Here is an 18620-nt window from a genome sequence, read left to right on the forward strand (position 1 = left end):
CACTTATTTTATTGCATTTTTGTTACAAAAAAATTCATTTGTAACAAAAGGAATGCAAAAGGAAACAAACCTCTTAAAACCGCTGTTAATTCAACATTTATCGACAATTATCTTACTATATCTACTTTAGAAACTAGTAAAAAACTAAATAAATTTAAGAAAAAAAAGACAAAACACTTTCTTTTGTTACAGATTTATTGTAATATAAATGTAACAAAAGAAATATAAAACACATAATTGTTACATAAATAATGCTAATTAATTAGGAGTGAGTTGGAAATGAAAAAAATTGGACTAGTTTTATCATCAATCGCTATTTTCTTTACACTAAGCACTGGAGTTACGGCACAAACAACATCTCAAACGATAACGGATGCAAATGCTGTCAAAATTGCAGCTAGTGCCAGCAATCATTTCTGGAATGCTCTGCACGGTTATAAAAACAAACCATGTACAGAACGTACATTTGAATATAAAGGAACTGAGTACGTGTACCTTTGCCCTGAATTTGATACAAAAACTGAGCTATCAAGCTACTTATCTGAGACATTTACAAATAGTGCAGTAGAAAAAGGATTAACAAATTACGGCTACATCACATATAACGGCAAACTTGCTCATCCAGTCGGCGACGGATTCAGCATGTTAGAGTGGTCAAAAGCAAAAACAAAGCTTGTGTATCAAACAGCAACAGTTCGCTCTTATGAATTCACAGTTCCAACTGTAGATGGCGGCAGCGTAAAACGCACTGTCACATTCTATCAATCTGGTTCACAGTGGAAAGTAAATAAATTTGACGCTGTTCAATAATAAAAAAAGCAGATCTGCTTCAGCAGACCTGCTTTTTTCTTTTTTATTTGTAACATAAATAAAACTTCTACTTACAGCGCTCTAATAGCTGTAAATAGAAGTTGAGATCACAAGTTTAAGTAAATCAAATTTTGTCGAATCCTGTAGAAATAGTGATAAGTTACGTTTTATATTACAGGCTAAACTGCTTGTTGTCAACATGATTTAACAAAAAAATAGAGCGGTATATACTAACCATAATAAAGACTTTTTGATAACACTGTTGTTGGGCATTATTCTATACATATATCAATGGAAGCAAGAAATAAATGCTTTTCATTTTTCATTAAAAATAAAGATATTAGCTTGGGTTTTGTTCATGTGCTTCTGGATTATCATGTACAGGGTGCGCTCCTGGGAATAATCTTTGAGCTTTTTCATGAAGATTTTTGTTTTCATAATTAAATGCGCTATACGTTCGTTGGCCTTCTTCCCACGAAGTAGATTTCCCCAATTTTTGATTAAATGGAGAGCCGAAGGGACCGTCTGGAAATTCTTCAGCGGTTATATACTCGTGGCTTTTTTCTACTGTAGAGAAATCATCATACGATGGTTGTTTTTGTTCTTTCAATGACTTCACCTCTTCTTTCTAGAAGATTTTCTACTAGTATGCACACTTCTTTGTAAAAAACTCTCTTAAATTAGTCTAAATCAGGGTATGATAACTATACATTTATTTTTTAAAGGAGTTGAACAGCTTGGAGCCTAGACCTCAGAAAGGAACTTTTTTCCGAGAAAAAATCTTAAATAATAAATTTGTTGTATATACAATTATTATTTTTATTCTCAGCATGACTATTTTTTCGTTATCAAAAATCGGATTTATTTTAATTCCTATCTCTATTTTTATTAAAACAATCGCACTGCCGATTATCTTAGCAGGAATTTGCTTTTATTTATTTAATCCGCTTGTTGACTTTTTAGAACGAAAAGGTGTAAAACGAATTATTTCAATTCTTGTTTTATACATAGTAATTATCGGCGCATTAGCCATTATTATTTCATCGGTTATTCCGCCGCTAAAAGATCAGATTCAGCGTCTCATTGATAATATCCCTGAGCTGACACATGATGTTCAGCATGCGGTGACGAACCTTTCGAATAACCGATATGTCGAACAAGGTCTTCAGTCGGCTAACACGGACCTAGATAAGCTTTCAAAGGATGCATCAAAACACTTGAGTAAATATGTTTCTGGATTTTCAAGTGGTATTGTGAACTTTGTCGGCACTATTACAGAAATTATATTATCTGTTGCAGTTTTACCCTTTATTCTTTTTTACTTGTTAAAAGATGGAAAAAATCTACCTAATTACATTGTAAAACTGCTTCCAAATCGCTCTCGTTCTGAGGCTAAATTTATTTTAGCCGACATGAACCACGCATTAAGTGCATATATTCGCGGGCAAATTTTTGTTGCGATTTGTATAGGTGTACTGCTTTTCATTGGCTATCTGATTATTGGATTAGATTATGCATTACTTCTAGCGATTATCGCCATGGTAACCAATGTTGTCCCTTACCTTGGTCCTATTATCGCCATTATCCCAGCAATTATTATTGCGTTTATTACCTCTCCTTTTATGCTTGTAAAACTAGCCATTGTCTGGGCAGTTGTTCAATTACTTGAAGGTAAAGTAATCTCTCCGCAAATTATGGGAAGAAGCCTGGCTATTCACCCAATTACAGTTATTTTTGTCATTCTAACGGCCGGAAATTTATTCGGAATCATCGGTATTATTTTAGCCGTCCCTGGATATGCAGTTTTAAAAGTCATTATCACGCATATTTATCAATTCATTCGTTTGAATTCTACTATGTATCCAGATAAAAAAGCATAATAAAAAGCCCATCGAAAATCGATGGGCTTTTTATTATGCTTTTTTACTTCTGTTCGTCTTCATCTTCACGATCAAACCAAAGGAGCTCTTGATCATCTACATCTCCGTTATAGTTGATGAGAATTTCTTCCCCTGCTTGGATATCCGTATACGCATAAAAATCAAAGGTATGATTATCAAAATTAATTTCATACGTAGCATTCGGTGTATACGAATGATTAAACAGCATACCGTATCCCAAAAGAATAGCCGTGTGATTCACTCCATACTCAAAAGCATAATCGGCTAGTGTTGTCTTTTCAATAAAATCATGCTCTTTATTAGGATAAGCGATAACAGGAGCTTCGTGAATAAGCGTTCCTTTTTTGATATCCTGCTTAGCAAATACACCTCTATTAAATTCTCCGTCGCTTAGCGCAGACGCTTTTATTTCGATCATATTCGTCACCTATATATTCTTTCTTCTAAGATTTTTTTCTTCCTTAAGCTTGACAGTTTCTGATAATGAAATCAACTGTTTTTCATAACCACTTGAATATAAGCTGAAGAAGTGCTTATCATACGCGCTTATGGAAGCGCTTACCTTGAGATACGATTTTGTTTTATCTTAGACATGGAAACGCAATGCCCTTGTACGTACTCCTTTTTTAGGTGTATTTAATCCTTAAAAGATCGTTTTTCTCTGTGATATAATCGTTTATGCTGCTTTTTTATTAATCTATGATTCTTATTACTAATTTTATCTTATGTTAAAAAGAAGGATTCAAATGAATTTAAATCACAACAAAGATGGTGTGATGTATGCGGTCCTTTCTTATCTTATACGGGGCTCGTGCCAATTTATTGGAAGCTGGTTCAACACGTAGCATCAGGGGAGATTTTAGCTCAGCGCATTTTTTTGGTCTTTTATTTTTATTTGGTTAGCTCTTGTTATTTATAAGTTTTCATCTATTACCAAATGGGGGAACGGAAGTAAAAAACAAATAAAAAATGAGATGGAAGCCTAATAGAATCATACATTTTCTTACGTATTATTTCTAAACAAAATGGGCTGGAAGGAGTGGTATTTATGAAACGAATCATTGACTCTCATATTCACCTTGATCAATATGAACCGAAAAGTTGGAAAGATATAATTGAGAAAGATCTTTCGTTACAAGCGCTCATTTCTGTATCTTCTACATTACACTCTTGCCAACTTAACCAAAAAATCAGCAAATTGTATTCCCGCGTGAAACCCGCCTACGGATTTCACCCTGAACAAATGTTACCTTCTTCAAATGAATTAACGCAGCTGTTTGCTTGGATTGATCAAAATAATGAAGAAATGATAGCTGTTGGTGAGATTGGTCTGCCTTATTACTTAAGTCAGAAATATACTCTTTCTCTAGAACCCTATTTGGAGCTACTCGAAGCTTTTATTATCCATTCAAGAAAATGGGAAAAGCCATTAATTCTTCACGCTGTATATGAAGATGCTGAGATCGTGTGCGACTTATTAGAAAAGCATTCTGTGTCTAAAGCTCACTTCCATTGGTTCAAAGGAGCTAAAAAGACCGTTGAACGAATGAAAAACAACGGTTACTATATTTCAGTTACACCTGATATTGTATATAAGCCTAAAATCCAAGCGCTTGTCACGGACTACCCTCTTGACTATTTGATGGTCGAAACAGACGGTCCGTGGCCATTTGAAGGACCTTTTCAAAACCAGATAACGGTTCCATCAATGATGCATCAGTCCGTTCAACAAATAGCACGTCTCAAAAGGATTTCTGTAACGGAAGCATATGATTTTTTATATCAAAATACATCTTGTTTTTATAATCTCTCCACATAAAAGGCCTTTCCCTAAGGAAAGGCCTTTTATATCTAAATTCGTTTCACAAGTTTTACGATTAGCACAATCACTGCAATAACAAGAAGAATGTGTATGATGCCGCCGCCAATATGAAAAACTAATCCTAACAACCAAAAAATAAATAAAAGTCCAATAATCGTCCACAACATAATATTTTCTCCTTTTTTTATATGTAGTATTTGTTATAATTTTATATTTCCCTAAATGTGCATAAATAAACGCATTTTATATACATCTTTTCACTGAGGAAGGTTCACATAATGTACAAAAAGCAATCATGTTCTCTGTGGTAAAATAAGTATGTAATCTTATTTAATTTAAACTATAGCGGAGATGATTAACTATGACATGGATTGTAGTACTTTCCATCATTCTTGTAAGTGCGCTCAAAATATTAGTAACGTGTCTTCCAACTCCAGTTGTCAAATGGCTTATGACTAAATTTCAATTGCATCCAACACTTGATGATCAAAACGTTACTATCACAGTTGATGGGAAACATTTAGAAGGCAAAGATAAAATTCAAGTGATTGATTATTTTAATAAAGCAACATTTTTTAAACAATATTATGTCCATGAAGGAAATAAGGACTATTATAAACACTTAGAAGACAGTGAAACTCCACTTGTTATCGATACGAAAAAAGGTAAAAACGATGTTCGATTATGCGTATACAGTTATCATGATCATGTCGACGTTGTGAAACAGTATAAAAAGAAGATTATTGCCTACAGTCTGCTGTCTGATCACCTTCAAAAGCAGTCCATAACAGCTGACCTAGCTTAAACCAGTCGCCTATAAGGCGGCTTTTTTAGTTTTGAATTTGAAGCTATCATATTTAAAAACACCAAACTTTAACATTAAATGTAATGCTATAATATTAATTAATATAATTTTCTAACTTTTTTAAGGAGTGATAGATAATGCTTTCTTTGTTAGGGTTTGGAATGATTGCAACTTTTCTTTTTCTCGTCATTAGTAAACGCTTGTCCGTGGTTGTTGCTTTTATTTTTGTCGCTATCCTCTTCGGCGTACTTGGAGGTTTTAGTGCTGATATGGGAGATATGATGATGAAAGGTATTTTAAAAGTAGCTCCTACAGCCATTATGATCGTTTTTGCTATTTTATATTTTGGACTAATGATTGACGTCGGTTTATTTGATCCTATGATTTCTCGTATCCTAAACATTGTGAAAGGCGATCCTTTAAAAGTCGTAATGGCAACTGCAGTTATTACAATGCTCGTTGGCTTGGATGGAGATGGCTCTTCTACATTTTTAATTACAGTTTCTGCCTTGCTTCCTTTGTACACAAAATTAGGAATGAACCGACTAATACTTGCTTGTGTTATTAGTTTAAGCGCAGGTGTTATGAATATGATTCCTTGGGGAGGGCCTCTAGTAAGAGCCGCAGCAAGTTTACAATTAGAAGTATCAGATCTATTTAACCCTCTGATTCCAACTGTGGCAGCAGGATTGATGTGGACTTTATTTTCAGCATACTTACTCGGAAAAAGAGAGAAAGCGCGCTTAGGAACAATTCATTTAAAAGGTTCATCAATGGCTTTTGCTGAACAGCTTTCAGTTCATGAGACACCTGCGAAGCCACCTAGACTCTTTTGGTTTAATGCCTTATTGACACTGTGCTTAATGGCTCTATTGATCATAGACATACTCCCTATTCCCATTTTATTTGCCATTGCCTTTGCCATTGCTTTATTTGTTAATTTTCCTCATCCAAAAGAACAGCAAGAAAGAATCTTAAGTCATGCAAACAGCTTCGTAATGGTTAGTACATTAGTTTTTGCAGCCGGAATCTTTACAGGCGTTTTTACAGAAACAAAAATGATGGATGCTATGGCTAATACAATTGTCAGCCTTACTCCTGAATGGCTAGGCTCTCACCTTCCCTTAGTTGTAGCAATAACGAGCCTTCCTCTTAGCTTTGTATTTTCACCTGATGCTTATTATTTCGGCATTTTACCTGTTATTAGCCATACAGCAGCTAATTTTGGTGTAGACCCTGTAGAAATAGGACGAGCAGCTTTATTGGGACATTCCACAACTGGGTTTCCTCTATCCCCTTTAGTGCCTGCTACTTTCATTCTGATTGGGCTGGTTGAAGTAGATTTCGGCGAGCATCAAAAGTTTCTTTTCAAATGGGCCTTTGGGACAACTATTGTCATGACGATTACAGCCATTTTAACGAGCGCTATTTCCCTTTAGACTCCAACCATAAAAAAGAAAGCCGACTACCATAAGGCAATCGGCTCACACATGTAGGATATTGATTTAACACTAACAAAGTACAACACAACACTAGTAATTATATAATATATTTCACTTTTTTGAAAGCGATTTCATATATATTTTTAAAAATATTTTATTATTTATTTTTCATAGAAAAAAACCACGTCTCAGCCAATTCGAAACGTGGTTCTTTTCTGTAAGGACTTGCCCTACAGGATATAAATGTAGATTACATTCATTATAGCATGAGCCTGTATACAAATTCTATGGTAATTACTGTATGATCCAGCTACATTATGACCGTTTGCATTTTTCTGTCCATGTGCAGCGTATTCCATAGTTCATCCTGTTCAGCTAGCCTTTTGACAAAGCCTTGTGAAGTCCAAAAAGGAACAGCCCCAGGTAAAAAAGGATGAGTATGTAGATACAGCGTGTCATAAAAATGAAGTTGGGCAAATTGTTCAACTGCTTTTAACAGCTGCTGTCCGATGCCTAGACGCCGGTACGCTGGATCCACATAGCATTTTACAATCTCGGCTGCAGTTCTATGTTCATATCGCTCTTTTAATGCATGAAACCGTCCATCGTAAGCGTATAAACCAATTGTTCCAATTACTTGTTGATTTTCCGTGACAGCTGCAAAAAAAGCAGCGCCTTTCGCTAGAACATAACGCTCATTAAAATGAAGCAAATCCACAGGAAGTTGATTTTTTTCCAGCATAGGAAATAGCTCATTTCGCATATTAATGACAAACTGAATCACCTCAGCATCCTTTTCTTTTACTTCTTTAATTTGATACATTTGTACTCCTTGCACGTTTACTGTCACATCCTTTTCTCTATCATTGTATACTTTCTCTTCTCCCTATCCCTGCCTCAATATTGACTAGGGGGTTACATCTAAATGCTGAGTCAGCATATAATACTCGCTTGGATTTGTTGTCCAGTTTTTCACTTTTTGATTATAAGCAACAACAATGTTTGGATGTACAATCGATGATGTAAGCATTTTCCTATTAATCAAAGCGGTTGCTTGCTTAGCTAGCTGATCTCGTTTCGCCTCATCTACTGTTGAATTTAATTGCTGAATCATTTTTGTTAGCTTATCATCATTAATCCGGCTGGCATTTAAACCACCGCCGGGCAAATAATTCGTACTTAAATAATAGCTGGCATCCCCTCTAGGTGCTGTGATAAGGCTGTACAATGCTAAACCCCAATCATCTTTTGCCATTAAATATTCATCGCTGTCCTCAACGAGATTAATCTTAATATTGATTCCTAACTCTTTCGCACTAGATTGTATAAGCTGAGCAATCAAAGGAAGTTCTGGCAAAGAACTGTATGTGACAAGAGAGAGCGATAAGGGCTTTCCGTTTTTGATTGTTTTTCCATTTTTATTTTGATAGCCTGCTTTCTCCAAATACTTTTTAGCAGATGTTATTCCTCTCTGCTTACTAGCAGTATTATCAGCAAAAGGAAATTCAGGTAAAAATGGACCTTGAGCCGCTGCCGCTTGATTATTCATTATGCTGCTGACAATTTCTTTTCGGTTCAATAAGGAATCTATAGCTTTCCTTACATTTTCGTCTTTTAATGCGTCATTGGTTTGATTATAAAGCAATAAATGGGTGCGCACACTAGGTACTCCATTTACTTTGAAAGACGAATCTGTTTGTAAAGTGCCCAAGCTTTCTAACGACGGACGATAAATAATATCTGCTGTTCCGGATTGAAGAGCTGCAACTCGCGCATTAGCATCTTCGTTAAATGCAAAGGTCGCACTTTTCAATTTCACCTTCCCATTCCAATAATTTTCATATCTTTCTAATTTCACTTGATTTCCTTGATCGAAAGACAAAACGTGAAATGGCCCTGTACCAATGGGCTTCTTAGCTATATTAGAAGCTTCAACATCTATAATGGCTGTATTTGGATGCACTAATTCAGAAGGAAATTTAGGCATTGGTTCTTTTAACGTAATTGTCAGCATATGACCGTTCGCTTTCATTTCTTTGATTTTTAAAGCGTTTCTCATCGCATAACTTTGATTTATTGCTCTTTGAAGAGAAGACTTCACGGCATTTGCCTCCAGTGCTTTTCCATTTTGAAACGTGATGTTCTTTCTTATCATAAATGTCCACGTAAGACCGTTATCTTTTGTTTCCCACTTTTCAGCAAGCCAAGGCTTTATTTTTAAATCGTCGCTGATCTTAACAAGCGTCTCCCCCACTCCCGCACGAACTGCTGTATAATCATCATCCATATGCGGATCAAGCGTGGTAGGTGTGAAATTAAATAAAAATGTAACATTTTTATCCGTTTTCTTTCTTTCTTTTATACTCATACTCTCTTCATGAGGCGCGCAAGCAGTGAGGCAAAGTAAAACAAGAAATATTATAGATACGAGCTTTTTATTATTTATCATTCATTTTTCCACCTTCTATTTTAATACACACAAAAAAAGCACTTCTAAAAAAGAAGTGCTTGTCTTCACAACAAATTCAGATAAACGTATCCCTTGTTTATCCTATTTTTGATTCTGCCAAAACACCTCCCTATCCTCGTAGGTTATTGTGTGCTACGATTTATGGCAGGTCTCCTGGCTTCAAGTCACTGCCTTATACCGCCTTCCCGTCTCTAAATAGACAGTGGCTTTTTGGCATAAGGCTCCTTGTTACAGTGGCGGGACCGCTCCGGATTTTCACCGGATTCCCTTTTAAGGCAATTGAAGAACAATTACCACCATAAATGCTGGTTATTTAATTTAGTAGCGTGCTCTTGAAACTCTAGAAGTGGAAGCTGGTGGCGAAATGTCTTCATCATCAAATCCAGTGGCAATAACGGTTACCATCATTTCGTCCTTTAAATCTTCATTAATCACAGACCCAAAAATCATATTTAAGTCCTGATCAGAAGCGGACGTGACAATATCTGCTGCTTCCTGTACTTCATAAAGACTCAGGCTGCTGCCGCTCGTAATGTTCAATAGTACACCTCTTGCTCCATCAATCGATGCATCTAGCAGCGGACTAGAAATCGCTTTTTTCGCTGCTTCAATTGCCCGATCTGATCCAGAAGCTCGTCCGATACCCATAAGGGCAAATCCTTGATTAGACATGATTGTTTTCACATCAGCAAAGTCAAGATTAATCAGCCCCGGAACAGCGATTAAATCTGAAATACCTTGAATACCTTGACGAAGAACATTATCTGCTTCACGGAATGCTTCAAGCATAGGTGTCTTTTTATCGACAATTTCAAGCAAGCGGTCGTTTGGAATCACAATAAGGGTATCTACCGATTCATTCATCGCAGTAATACCGCCTACTGCTTGCTTGGTACGTTTATTTCCTTCAAACTTGAAAGGGCGAGTAACTACTCCAATTGTTAAAGCATTTAGTTCACGGGCAATTTGGGCAATAACCGGAGCTGCTCCAGTACCGGTCCCTCCCCCCATGCCAGCTGTTACGAATACCATATCTGCGCCTTGCAGTACTTCTTGAATTTGTTCTCTGCTTTCTTCGGCTGCTTCTCTTCCTACTTCTGGATTAGCTCCTGCACCTAATCCTCGCGTTAATGCCGCACCAATCTGCATTTTTACATCTGCTTTAGATAAATTAAGCGCCTGAGCATCCGTATTCACGGCGATAAATTCTACCCCTTGTACACCGTGTTCAATCATACGGTTAACGGTGTTATTTCCTCCACCGCCGACTCCAATTACTTTAATTCGCACTAATGGCGATACATCTGCATCAAATCCAAACATTCTAAGTTCCTCCTCAATGATCAAAATTACTTTCTCTTTTTATCCGAAAAAACACGTGAAGAACCTTTTACTCCTATGTTTAACGCGTAACTGTTCTTTTGTTTTACAGATTTTATACATTTCTCTTTTAACCTTTAAATCTTTACATCTTTATGTAAAATTATTGTTGTTCTGAAGTTAGTACGCCGGACTCTTTTATGATTTTTCCATTCAAAACGGCATATAAGCTTATTGTATCATTCATTTGACAGATGTCTGTATTTAATTTTGAGTAAGATGTGACTAAGAGAATAATATTTTTATAGACAAAATGAGAAAAAGCCCTTAGAAATAAGGGCTCCTCTAGATAATAAACCGTTTTATAATTTCCCAGTTAAGAATTGAGCTTCTCCCATGCCAAAGCTCCAATCAGCATTACCGTTCTCAACAATTGAAATCATAATATCGTTTGGCTGAATACCGCAGCTTTCTCCCAGCTCTTTTACAATTAATTTGTAAAGAGCTTGCTTTTGCTCTTCTGTTCGCTGTTTGCTCGTTACACTTATAATAACCAAATCCTTGCTTCTCTCAAAGCCTAGACCTGTATCTTCAATAATCATTTCATGAGCAGGATGCTGATGTACAATTTGATAACGATCGCGTTCTGGGACGCCAAAGGCTTCTAGCATCGCTCGGTGAGTAGCGTCTAGTAATGTTTTTAACTCTTTTTCATCTCTTCCTTCTATTACATCAAATCTAAGTAATGGCATACTAAGTGACCTCCAGCTTTTTGTCTAATGTATTATTGCTTCATCATATCACAACTATCATTTGTGAAAAAAAGATATGCTATTCACAATGTGCTCTCTAGTGAAAGAGACCTCAAACGCTTCAATAAAAGCTGAACCTAATAAAAAGAAATGAGCAGCATAACGGCTCATTTCATCAGTACAAAAATATTTATAATAAGAGCTAAAATACATACAGATACAATGGCAATGAGTACGTTCATCACAAGGTTTTGCGAGGATGTTTTGGCTTGTTTTTTCATATCAGCCCTACTCATCGGTTGCTTTTCATGATCACTTTTAGACATCACTTAGCCTCTCCTATTCATCAAAATGTCAGCAGTGTGTAAATGATTTTTGAGAAACCTTAATCCAGTTCTTTTGTATAAACAACAGCACATGCAGGTTATCACCAGTTATTTTAGCATGTTTTGTCAAATAAGTGGACTGTGAAGCGCTGCAATTTAGTATTCACGGCCAATTGTATTTAAATTCGTTGCTTTTCTCTCCTTTTCTCGCTATTGTTTGAGAAGAAGGATAATTAGATACGATAAAGGATGATACGATATTGAATAAACATACGCAGCTGCCTCAGTATATCTACACATACGCATGCAGCGAAGAGGAACTCTCACTATGTCAATTAGAGAGACGCTCTCTTTTTGAAATAGAAACTGAGAAACCTATCATAAAAAGTTCCGTTAAACTTGATCCAAGCAGAAGCCCTTTTATCAAAGAGCGGTTAGATGTTATGTATGAATCAGATGACCTTGCAGATATTTGCAAACAAGTAGAAGATATTGACCTTGGAGATAAAACATTCAAACTCATTTTTATGAAAATTAATGATTTGGAAAAAGATCAAAAAATAAGTTATAAGGGTCAGCGTGCTATTGAACGTGATGTGGGTTGGCATTTTGTAGCAGAAGCAGACTTGCATAACCCTGACCATTTGTTTGGCATTGTTACATTTGAAGGACGCTGGTATTTTGGAAAATACCAAAAAAGCGAAGCTGTATGGCTGCATCATTTGAAGAAACCGCGTGAATACTCTACAGCACTCAGTACCCGCCTTGCAAGAGCTGTAGCTAACATTGCCGTTCCAAACCCTGAAGGAATCAAAGCGATTGATCCATGCTGTGGTATCGGTACAGTCCTTGTAGAAGCCCTTTCAATGAGCATTGATATTGTAGGACGCGATATCAATCCACTTGTGACCGACGGATCTCGTGAAAATATTGCACATTTCGGCTTAAACGGTGATGTCAAAACTGGACCGATTTCGGATGTTACAACTCACTATGATGTAGCCATCATCGACATGCCTTATAATCTCTACACCCACGCGACGCCTGAAGATCAGCTTTCTATTTTAAAACACGCTCGCCGCTTTGCGGATAAAGTAGTCGTGATTACAGTAGACACGATTGACCATATGATTCATGAAGCTGGCTTTTCTATTTCAGATCGCTGCGTAGCGCGCAAAAGCGTATTTTCTAGACAAGTAGTTATATGCGAATAAAGAAAAGACACCAGTCTAACAGGCTGGTGTCTTTTGATTTACCACTCTTTAGGTTCATAGTCTAATTCTTTAAACAGCTGCGTACGCTCTTTTTTCGTTAAATCTCTCCATTGCCCAACAGGTAAGTTGTTTAAATGGATATTCATAATACGCGTGCGCTGAAGTCGGTATACTTCATATCCGAGCACTTCACACATACGGCGAATTTGACGATTTAAGCCCTGTGTTAAAATAATTTGAAACTCATACTTAGACAGCTGTGTCACTTTACAAGGAAGCGTTTTTGTGCCTAAAATTTTTACTCCCTCAGACATGTTTTTGATAAACTCTGGTGTAATTGGCTTATCTACTGCAACAATATATTCTTTTTCATGCTTGTTTTCTGCACGTAAAATTTCATTAATAATATCGCCGTCATTTGTAAGTAAAATTAAGCCGTCTGAATCCTTATCTAGTCGTCCAACATGGTGAATACGCAAAGGATGATTTACTAAGTCAATGATGTTTCCCTTTACTTTTTTTTCACTCGTACTTGTAATGCCGACTGGTTTATTAAGTGCAATATATACATTATTTCGAGCAATTCGAAGCTGTTGGCCGCTTACTCGAATATCATCGCCAGGCTTAACTTGATCTCCGATTTTTGCAACCTTTCCATTAACGGTTACTCTTCCTTCACTAATTAACTTATCCGCTCCGCGTCTTGACGCCTTGCCAGATTCGCTAATAAATTTATTCAGTCTCAGGTGAATCACAACCTTACATTTAAAAATTTTAAAACCTGTCTCTTCTATTAGAAACAGATATGTGTCAATTTCTATACCGTCCCTATCGTAACATGCTATACGCTTCTCGTCTTCTTTTAATTTCATTACTTGATCATATTTTTTTAACACGAATAAAAGTATAGCCACAAAATACTTTGTAACCTTATTCTTAACATTTCAATCAATGCTTACACCTGTGAAACTTACGTCAATCTCCACTTATATACAAGACCTAAACGTCTGGATTGACTGATCAGTATAGAGTTGCTACCATTATACTGACCGATCAACTAGTAAGTATATGAGGGAGCTGTTTTCATGGAATCAACCAATTCAAAAGAAAAAATTTTAAGCGCTGCTGCTAAACTTTTTCGCAAAAAAGGCTATCACGCCACCAGTCTAAGTCAAATCACAAAAGAAAGCAGCGCTCCAAGAGGATCTATTTATTATTATTTTCCGGATGGAAAACAACAATTAGCAAAAGAAGCCATTCAAAAAACGGGAGAAAGAGTTAAAGCTTATATAGAAAAATCCCTAGCTTCTCATGAAGATGCAGCCTCAGCCATTCAATATCATATAAAAATGATGGCTGATCGAATGTTTGAGCAAGTAGAAAATGAAACGGATATCTCCCTCGCCGCTATGTCGAGCGAAGTATGGTCATCAAACGAAACGCTTCGTATGGCCTGTGAAACCGTGTATAACGAGTGGGAACAAGTTTATGCAGATAAATTAGTTTGTTCAGGTTATGAACAAGAGGAAGCAAAACAACTAGGTTCAGCTATACAGTCTTGGATTGAAGGTGCTTATACTCTTTCATTAACTAAAAACAATACGCTCCCTATGCAAATTGTAGCTGATCAAATTAGAAAGCTATTTGCAAACAAAAACTAATTTAGTAAAAGGAGGTCACTTATGACGCAAACAGAAGAAAAAATGAGTACACAAAGTAAGCTTATCCTTTTTATTTTGATTCTAGGAAATTTTTTATGCTTAATTAGTGAAACTGTAATGAACGTCGCCTTGCCAAGTATCATTTCAGATTTTCACATTAGGACGAGCTCAGCTCAGTGGTTAACTACCGGATATATGCTTGTGATCGGCATATCCATCCCAGTGTCTGCTTTTTTAATTCAACGTTTTACATTAAGACAGCTGTTTGTGACAGCTATGAGCTTATACTTAATTGGTTCCTTCATTGGCTTTATCACTCCATGGTTTTCTCTACTTTTTGTGGGGCGCATGATTCAAGCATTAGGAACAGGCATTATTTTACCTCTTGTGATGAGCACAATGCTAACACTCGTGCCGGTTAGCAAACGCGGCACTGTAATGGGTATTTTTAGTGTAGCCATTTTATTTGCACCCGCAATTGGACCGGTCCTTTCAGGATTAATTATTCAATATTATTCATGGCGAATTATATTTCTAGGTCTTTTAATTGCCGCGGCGCTTATTTTCCTATTTGCTCTTTTCAAACTCAGTAACGTTTCTGAAACATCTAGACCAACGATCCACATTCCGTCTGTTATTCTTTCTACAATTGGGTTTGGAGGAGTTGTTTATGGATTTAGCGCAGCTGGTGAAGAGACAGGATGGGGTAACCCTATTGTATGGCTTACCCTCATCATTGGCGTCGTAGCTCTTGCTTTATTTATCAGACAGCAAAGCAAGCTGAATTCTCCAATGATTAATATGAAGCCTTTTACATCATCTGTGTTTTCAAGATCTATTTTCTTAATGTTTCTCATTATGATAATTCAGTTTTCGATGATGTTACTTTTACCGCTTTATTTTCAAACCGCTGTTAGACTGTCTCCTTTGCAAACAGGTTTTCTTATGCTTCCGGGAGGAGTAACGCTGGCTCTAACAGCTATGGTCGGAGGGCGTTTGTTTGATAAAATTGGATTTAAACCGCTGCTTTTAACAGGCTTAGTCCTTTTAACGGTTATCTTAAGTTTGTTCACTACCATTTCAAGCGAAACAACCACAACGACCGCGGCCATTTTATACGCTGCCTTTACAATTGGCGTAGGTTTAAGCATAGGACCCGTGATGACGCTTGCTTTAAATCAAGTACCTAAACCGCTTCACGCTCACGGTTCAGCCATTTCAAATACCATTAACCAAGTTTCAGGTGCTATTGGACCCGCTTTGTATACAAGTATTATGACCATGGCTTCTCAGCACTTTATTCAACAATCAAATGAAACAAATAAAATGCTGTTACAAATAAAAAGTATGACAAGCGGGGTTCATACTGTCTATTATGTAGCCATTGCTTTCGCCGTCGTTTCGTTCCTGATCGCTCTTACGTTAAAGAAAAAAGATCAGCAGCTTGACACGCAATAAGTAAGAAACTAACAAGAGCTGCTCATGATTTGAGCAGCTCTTATTACATTCAGAATTTATGTTACAAATGTAAGGGTAATCATAAACACTACTAATAAAAAGATAACAATACTATTCTTTCTTTTTACCCTCCATGTTTCAATAGCGCCTACGATTCCCCCAATGGCTAAAAGAAAAACACCTATAACGTGCAGAGAAAATAGAGATAACACTCTGCCTAAACTCGCCATAATTCCTTCGGACAATATAAATCCTATTGTTACAATAGATTTTAAAGATGTTAAGTCTCGTATAGCTTCTTTTTTTCAGTTTTACTCAGTTTAAAGTACTCTACTATACTAAAAACAGGGGGTGTTCCCCATAAAATAAAGAAGATAACTAATTTATCCGTGTCTACACTCACTGTTCATTCACCGCCTTTATCAATCCCTCATGCACTTTTCCTAACCCATTTTTTAGAGATAAAAAATGCGGCTGTAGCTGCTACAGCCGGAACCACAAAAGCAAAGCTAGCAGAATAACTGCCGAACGTTCCTTTACTTGATAAACCTTCAATTGAACTCCACATACCCGAGCTTTCTGGAACATATAAGAGCGTAAGAATCATGCCTGACAGTAGTTGAAAGCTACCTAACAAAACGATGAAGCTAATGATGAATATTCCATATCTCTTCAATGAAATCCCCCCTTGATTTATATACGATTTCACGCCTTTTAAGTTCCACTACTTAACAAATACCCATATGTTATTCTTGCTTCAAGGATCCTCCAAAAGAAAATTGATGGTATTCATCAAGCTCATTCCAATACCCTATGCACTTTACATCAGGCTCATTAATAGCTAAAGCTTCTTTATTAATGCCTTTATAAGGAAGAAATGCAGTTAACTTCACCTTTTGTTTTGGCTTAATATTTAACTTATTGCCTTCTTTTTTTGAACATCCGGAAAATAAGATTGCTAACGTTAATAAAATAAGAATTCCTAACTTGCTATTCAAAAAATAATCCCCTCTCTAGTAACAAAGATTATTTTACCATTAAATAACTTAAAAAGTTATTTAATGGTAAAAAGACAACTAAAAAAGCAAACCGTCATAGGTCTGCTTTTTTAGTTGCTACGCATAGGTAATGTGGTGTTGTGCGAAAAACTTTTCGATAAGGAGTTTGCCAACTGTATGTATATCGTAACAAAAGAAAAAAGGGTGCGCTGTGAGATTTGTTACTCCCTCTTTCAAAATAGTCTAATCGGATACTTACTATTGCCTTACGTAAAAAGAGCAGAACACAAATGCGACCTGCTCTTTCTACATGCTAGATATGGGTAATTTGTCCATGCGTGAAAAGCTCTTCAATAAGGGGTTTATCACTACATCTATAGAATAACAAAGAAAAAAAGATGTGGCTGTGAGATTTATCACAGCCACATCTTTTTTAACCAACTAGCTTATTAAATTGTACACGTTTATTAATTGCCACCATAATTGGCGCTCCAACAAGCATAACGACGAACTCACCAACGGCTGTTGTTAACCATGTAAAGAAAAATGGTAAATCAAATGCCAGGTGCAGCTCAAACGCAATAATAAACATCGTAAACGTAAACACAAGTGTATTAACAAGCATACGAGCCCACATATTTTTAATGTAGCGCATAGAAAAAATTGTAATGAGTAATGATAGCACAGATTGTCCTACCCCAAATACCAGGTCATAAGCGACCATTGGTGAAAAAAACAAATTCGTCAGAAATACTCCTAGTACAATGCCGTACATGTACTTTTTATTAAACACAATTAAATGATTGAACATTTCCGATATACGAAATTGGATATTGGTGAAGCCAAACGGCTGAATTAGCATGCTAACAGCAATATACATAGCAGCTAAAAGACCGTTGACGCAAAGTGTTCTTATATTCATCTTACTATTCTCTCCTTAGTTTTTTAACGTGGGATGGTTACGAACCACGTAAACACTCAAAGAATCATACAGCAAGCTTAAGCTTTCGTCAATCTAGCTGTTTACAAACTACTGCCGCTTTCTATATCTTGCATATTGACTGCTCTTTTTTCTTACTTTTCTTTAGTATAAAATAGAAGACGTATCAGTATACATAGGTGAAATCAAGTAGTGAACCCTTTTGATTTGAAATACGAAAGGATTTGTAGCGATGTTAGATAATACAGATAAGCACATACTAGAAGAGCTGTCAAAAAATGGGCGTATAAAGATGAAAGAATTAGGAGAAAAAGTGCATCTAACCGGACAAGCCGCTTCTGCTAGAGTATTAAAGTTAGAAGATGAAGGCATTATCAAAGGCTATACAATTAACATCGATGAACGAAAACTTGGCTACACCGTTCATACGTTTTTAAATATCTATACGCAGAGCATTCATCATCATCCCTATCTCTCATTTTTAGAAAGTCAGCAGGAGTACGTCATGAACAACTTTAAAATCAGCGGCGATGGTTGCTACTTACTAGAATGCAAATTTCATTCAAATGAAGAATTAAATGATTTTTTGACAGAGCTAAATCAGCATGTGAATTACAAACTTTCAATCGTCATTAACAAATAAATTTTTAAAAAAATAGAGGTATATTAATTTATGAAAATGACAATCCTAATAACGTATT

Annotated in this window: 22 protein-coding genes and 2 riboswitches; of the genes, 9 read left to right on the forward strand and 13 right to left on the reverse strand. The window is 36.3% G+C overall.

What is annotated here, in order from left to right; genetic code table 11:
- The first annotated feature begins 279 nt into the window (after positions 1-279).
- Entirely contained in the window at positions 280-810 is a 531-nt protein-coding gene (locus tag M3225_RS24825) for an IseA DL-endopeptidase inhibitor family protein (RefSeq protein WP_251399012.1), read from the forward strand.
- Positions 811-1150: 340 nt separating this feature from the next.
- Here the strand turns inward: M3225_RS24825 and M3225_RS24830 are convergent, their stop codons facing one another.
- Entirely contained in the window at positions 1151-1420 is a 270-nt protein-coding gene (locus M3225_RS24830; protein WP_251399015.1) for a hypothetical protein, read from the reverse strand.
- 127 nt (positions 1421-1547) lie between these two features.
- Between M3225_RS24830 and M3225_RS24835 the strand changes: the two genes are divergently transcribed.
- Positions 1548-2690, forward strand: coding sequence for an AI-2E family transporter (locus M3225_RS24835; RefSeq protein WP_251399018.1), 1143 nt, complete (start codon positions 1548-1550; stop codon positions 2688-2690).
- Positions 2691-2733: 43 nt separating this feature from the next.
- Here M3225_RS24835 and M3225_RS24840 read toward each other — a convergent pair whose 3' ends face one another.
- A complete protein-coding gene (locus M3225_RS24840; RefSeq protein WP_251399021.1) occupies positions 2734-3129 on the reverse strand; it encodes an SET domain-containing protein in 396 nt (131 codons plus the stop codon).
- 630 nt (positions 3130-3759) lie between these two features.
- On the opposite strand from M3225_RS24840, the gene M3225_RS24845 reads away from it, so the two are divergent.
- On the forward strand, positions 3760-4530 hold the full coding sequence (locus tag M3225_RS24845) for a TatD family hydrolase (RefSeq protein ID WP_251399024.1): 771 nt from the start codon (positions 3760-3762) through the stop codon (positions 4528-4530).
- A 32-nt stretch (positions 4531-4562) separates the two neighbouring features.
- Here M3225_RS24845 and M3225_RS24850 read toward each other — a convergent pair whose 3' ends face one another.
- Complete coding sequence (locus M3225_RS24850; protein ID WP_013055244.1) at positions 4563-4700, reverse strand: lmo0937 family membrane protein; 138 nt, start codon at positions 4698-4700, stop codon at positions 4563-4565.
- Positions 4701-4894: 194 nt separating this feature from the next.
- On the opposite strand from M3225_RS24850, the gene M3225_RS24855 reads away from it, so the two are divergent.
- Positions 4895-5338: a YfmQ family protein gene (locus tag M3225_RS24855; RefSeq protein ID WP_251399027.1), complete on the forward strand. Its 444-nt coding sequence runs from the start codon at positions 4895-4897 to the stop codon at positions 5336-5338.
- A gap of 137 nt (positions 5339-5475) precedes the next feature.
- Positions 5476-6777, forward strand: coding sequence for a CitMHS family transporter (locus M3225_RS24860; protein WP_251399029.1), 1302 nt, complete (start codon positions 5476-5478; stop codon positions 6775-6777).
- Positions 6778-7090: 313 nt separating this feature from the next.
- Here the strand turns inward: M3225_RS24860 and M3225_RS24865 are convergent, their stop codons facing one another.
- The 5 genes from M3225_RS24865 to M3225_RS24885 form a co-directional block, all read right to left on the reverse strand.
- Positions 7091-7603, reverse strand: coding sequence for a GNAT family N-acetyltransferase (locus M3225_RS24865; RefSeq protein WP_251399032.1), 513 nt, complete (start codon positions 7601-7603; stop codon positions 7091-7093).
- Positions 7604-7687: 84 nt separating this feature from the next.
- Positions 7688-9229, reverse strand: coding sequence for a nickel ABC transporter substrate-binding protein (nikA, locus tag M3225_RS24870; protein ID WP_251399035.1), 1542 nt, complete (start codon positions 9227-9229; stop codon positions 7688-7690).
- A gap of 147 nt (positions 9230-9376) precedes the next feature.
- Positions 9377-9566: riboswitch (cobalamin riboswitch) on the reverse strand.
- A 2-nt stretch (positions 9567-9568) separates the two neighbouring features.
- Positions 9569-10573, reverse strand: a complete 1005-nt coding sequence (gene ftsZ, locus M3225_RS24875) for a cell division protein FtsZ (protein ID WP_251399038.1) — start codon at positions 10571-10573, stop codon at positions 9569-9571.
- A 359-nt stretch (positions 10574-10932) separates the two neighbouring features.
- Positions 10933-11322 carry a tautomerase family protein gene (locus tag M3225_RS24880; protein WP_251399041.1) on the reverse strand — a complete coding sequence of 130 codons (390 nt, stop codon included), beginning with the start codon at positions 11320-11322 and terminating at the stop codon, positions 10933-10935.
- 167 nt (positions 11323-11489) lie between these two features.
- Entirely contained in the window at positions 11490-11648 is a 159-nt protein-coding gene (locus M3225_RS24885; RefSeq protein WP_251399043.1) for a hypothetical protein, read from the reverse strand.
- 260 nt (positions 11649-11908) lie between these two features.
- On the opposite strand from M3225_RS24885, the gene M3225_RS24890 reads away from it, so the two are divergent.
- Positions 11909-12862 (forward strand): TRM11 family SAM-dependent methyltransferase, encoded by a 954-nt coding sequence (locus M3225_RS24890; protein WP_251399045.1) that lies wholly within the window; start codon positions 11909-11911, stop codon positions 12860-12862.
- Between the two features lie 38 nt (positions 12863-12900).
- Here the strand turns inward: M3225_RS24890 and rluF are convergent, their stop codons facing one another.
- Positions 12901-13617 carry a 23S rRNA pseudouridine(2604) synthase RluF gene (rluF, locus tag M3225_RS24895; RefSeq protein ID WP_014461744.1) on the reverse strand — a complete coding sequence of 239 codons (717 nt, stop codon included), beginning with the start codon at positions 13615-13617 and terminating at the stop codon, positions 12901-12903.
- Between the two features lie 330 nt (positions 13618-13947).
- On the opposite strand from rluF, the gene M3225_RS24900 reads away from it, so the two are divergent.
- Positions 13948-14523 (forward strand): TetR/AcrR family transcriptional regulator, encoded by a 576-nt coding sequence (locus M3225_RS24900; RefSeq protein WP_251399047.1) that lies wholly within the window; start codon positions 13948-13950, stop codon positions 14521-14523.
- A 21-nt stretch (positions 14524-14544) separates the two neighbouring features.
- Positions 14545-15981, forward strand: coding sequence for a DHA2 family efflux MFS transporter permease subunit (locus M3225_RS24905; protein ID WP_251399049.1), 1437 nt, complete (start codon positions 14545-14547; stop codon positions 15979-15981).
- A gap of 56 nt (positions 15982-16037) precedes the next feature.
- Here the strand turns inward: M3225_RS24905 and M3225_RS24910 are convergent, their stop codons facing one another.
- The 4 genes from M3225_RS24910 to M3225_RS24925 form a co-directional block, all read right to left on the reverse strand.
- Entirely contained in the window at positions 16038-16226 is a 189-nt protein-coding gene (locus M3225_RS24910; RefSeq protein WP_251399051.1) for a hypothetical protein, read from the reverse strand.
- A gap of 185 nt (positions 16227-16411) precedes the next feature.
- Positions 16412-16657, reverse strand: coding sequence for a hypothetical protein (locus tag M3225_RS24915; RefSeq protein WP_251399054.1), 246 nt, complete (start codon positions 16655-16657; stop codon positions 16412-16414).
- A 70-nt stretch (positions 16658-16727) separates the two neighbouring features.
- Positions 16728-16979, reverse strand: coding sequence for a hypothetical protein (locus M3225_RS24920; RefSeq protein ID WP_251399057.1), 252 nt, complete (start codon positions 16977-16979; stop codon positions 16728-16730).
- 433 nt (positions 16980-17412) lie between these two features.
- On the reverse strand, positions 17413-17901 hold the full coding sequence (locus tag M3225_RS24925) for a QueT transporter family protein (protein ID WP_251399060.1): 489 nt from the start codon (positions 17899-17901) through the stop codon (positions 17413-17415).
- A 9-nt stretch (positions 17902-17910) separates the two neighbouring features.
- Positions 17911-17955, reverse strand: a riboswitch (PreQ1 riboswitch).
- A 196-nt stretch (positions 17956-18151) separates the two neighbouring features.
- Between M3225_RS24925 and M3225_RS24930 the strand changes: the two genes are divergently transcribed.
- A complete protein-coding gene (locus M3225_RS24930; RefSeq protein WP_251399062.1) occupies positions 18152-18562 on the forward strand; it encodes an Lrp/AsnC family transcriptional regulator in 411 nt (136 codons plus the stop codon).
- Positions 18563-18620: the final 58 nt, after the last annotated feature.

Origin of the sequence: Priestia aryabhattai, from assembly GCF_023715685.1 — a bacterium.
In the GTDB taxonomy this organism is placed as follows: domain Bacteria; phylum Bacillota; class Bacilli; order Bacillales; family Bacillaceae_H; genus Priestia; species Priestia aryabhattai_B.

Excerpts from the sequence above, each read along its gene's own strand:
- M3225_RS24825 (WP_251399012.1), top strand. The coding sequence starts at position 280 with ATGAAAAAAATTGGACTAGTTTTATCATCAATCGCTATTTTCTTTACA.
- M3225_RS24840 (WP_251399021.1), bottom strand. The coding sequence starts at position 3,129 with ATGATCGAAATAAAAGCGTCTGCGCTAAGCGACGGAGAATTTAATAGA.
- M3225_RS24845 (WP_251399024.1), top strand. The coding sequence starts at position 3,760 with ATGAAACGAATCATTGACTCTCATATTCACCTTGATCAATATGAACCG.
- M3225_RS24850 (WP_013055244.1), bottom strand. The coding sequence starts at position 4,700 with ATGTTGTGGACGATTATTGGACTTTTATTTATTTTTTGGTTGTTAGGA.
- M3225_RS24855 (WP_251399027.1), top strand. The coding sequence starts at position 4,895 with ATGACATGGATTGTAGTACTTTCCATCATTCTTGTAAGTGCGCTCAAA.
- M3225_RS24860 (WP_251399029.1), top strand. The coding sequence starts at position 5,476 with ATGCTTTCTTTGTTAGGGTTTGGAATGATTGCAACTTTTCTTTTTCTC.
- M3225_RS24865 (WP_251399032.1), bottom strand. The coding sequence starts at position 7,603 with ATGTATCAAATTAAAGAAGTAAAAGAAAAGGATGCTGAGGTGATTCAG.
- nikA (WP_251399035.1), bottom strand. The coding sequence starts at position 9,229 with ATGATAAATAATAAAAAGCTCGTATCTATAATATTTCTTGTTTTACTT.
- ftsZ (WP_251399038.1), bottom strand. The coding sequence starts at position 10,573 with ATGTTTGGATTTGATGCAGATGTATCGCCATTAGTGCGAATTAAAGTA.
- M3225_RS24880 (WP_251399041.1), bottom strand. The coding sequence starts at position 11,322 with ATGCCATTACTTAGATTTGATGTAATAGAAGGAAGAGATGAAAAAGAG.
- M3225_RS24885 (WP_251399043.1), bottom strand. The coding sequence starts at position 11,648 with ATGTCTAAAAGTGATCATGAAAAGCAACCGATGAGTAGGGCTGATATG.
- M3225_RS24900 (WP_251399047.1), top strand. The coding sequence starts at position 13,948 with ATGGAATCAACCAATTCAAAAGAAAAAATTTTAAGCGCTGCTGCTAAA.
- M3225_RS24905 (WP_251399049.1), top strand. The coding sequence starts at position 14,545 with ATGACGCAAACAGAAGAAAAAATGAGTACACAAAGTAAGCTTATCCTT.
- M3225_RS24925 (WP_251399060.1), bottom strand. The coding sequence starts at position 17,901 with ATGAATATAAGAACACTTTGCGTCAACGGTCTTTTAGCTGCTATGTAT.
- M3225_RS24930 (WP_251399062.1), top strand. The coding sequence starts at position 18,152 with ATGTTAGATAATACAGATAAGCACATACTAGAAGAGCTGTCAAAAAAT.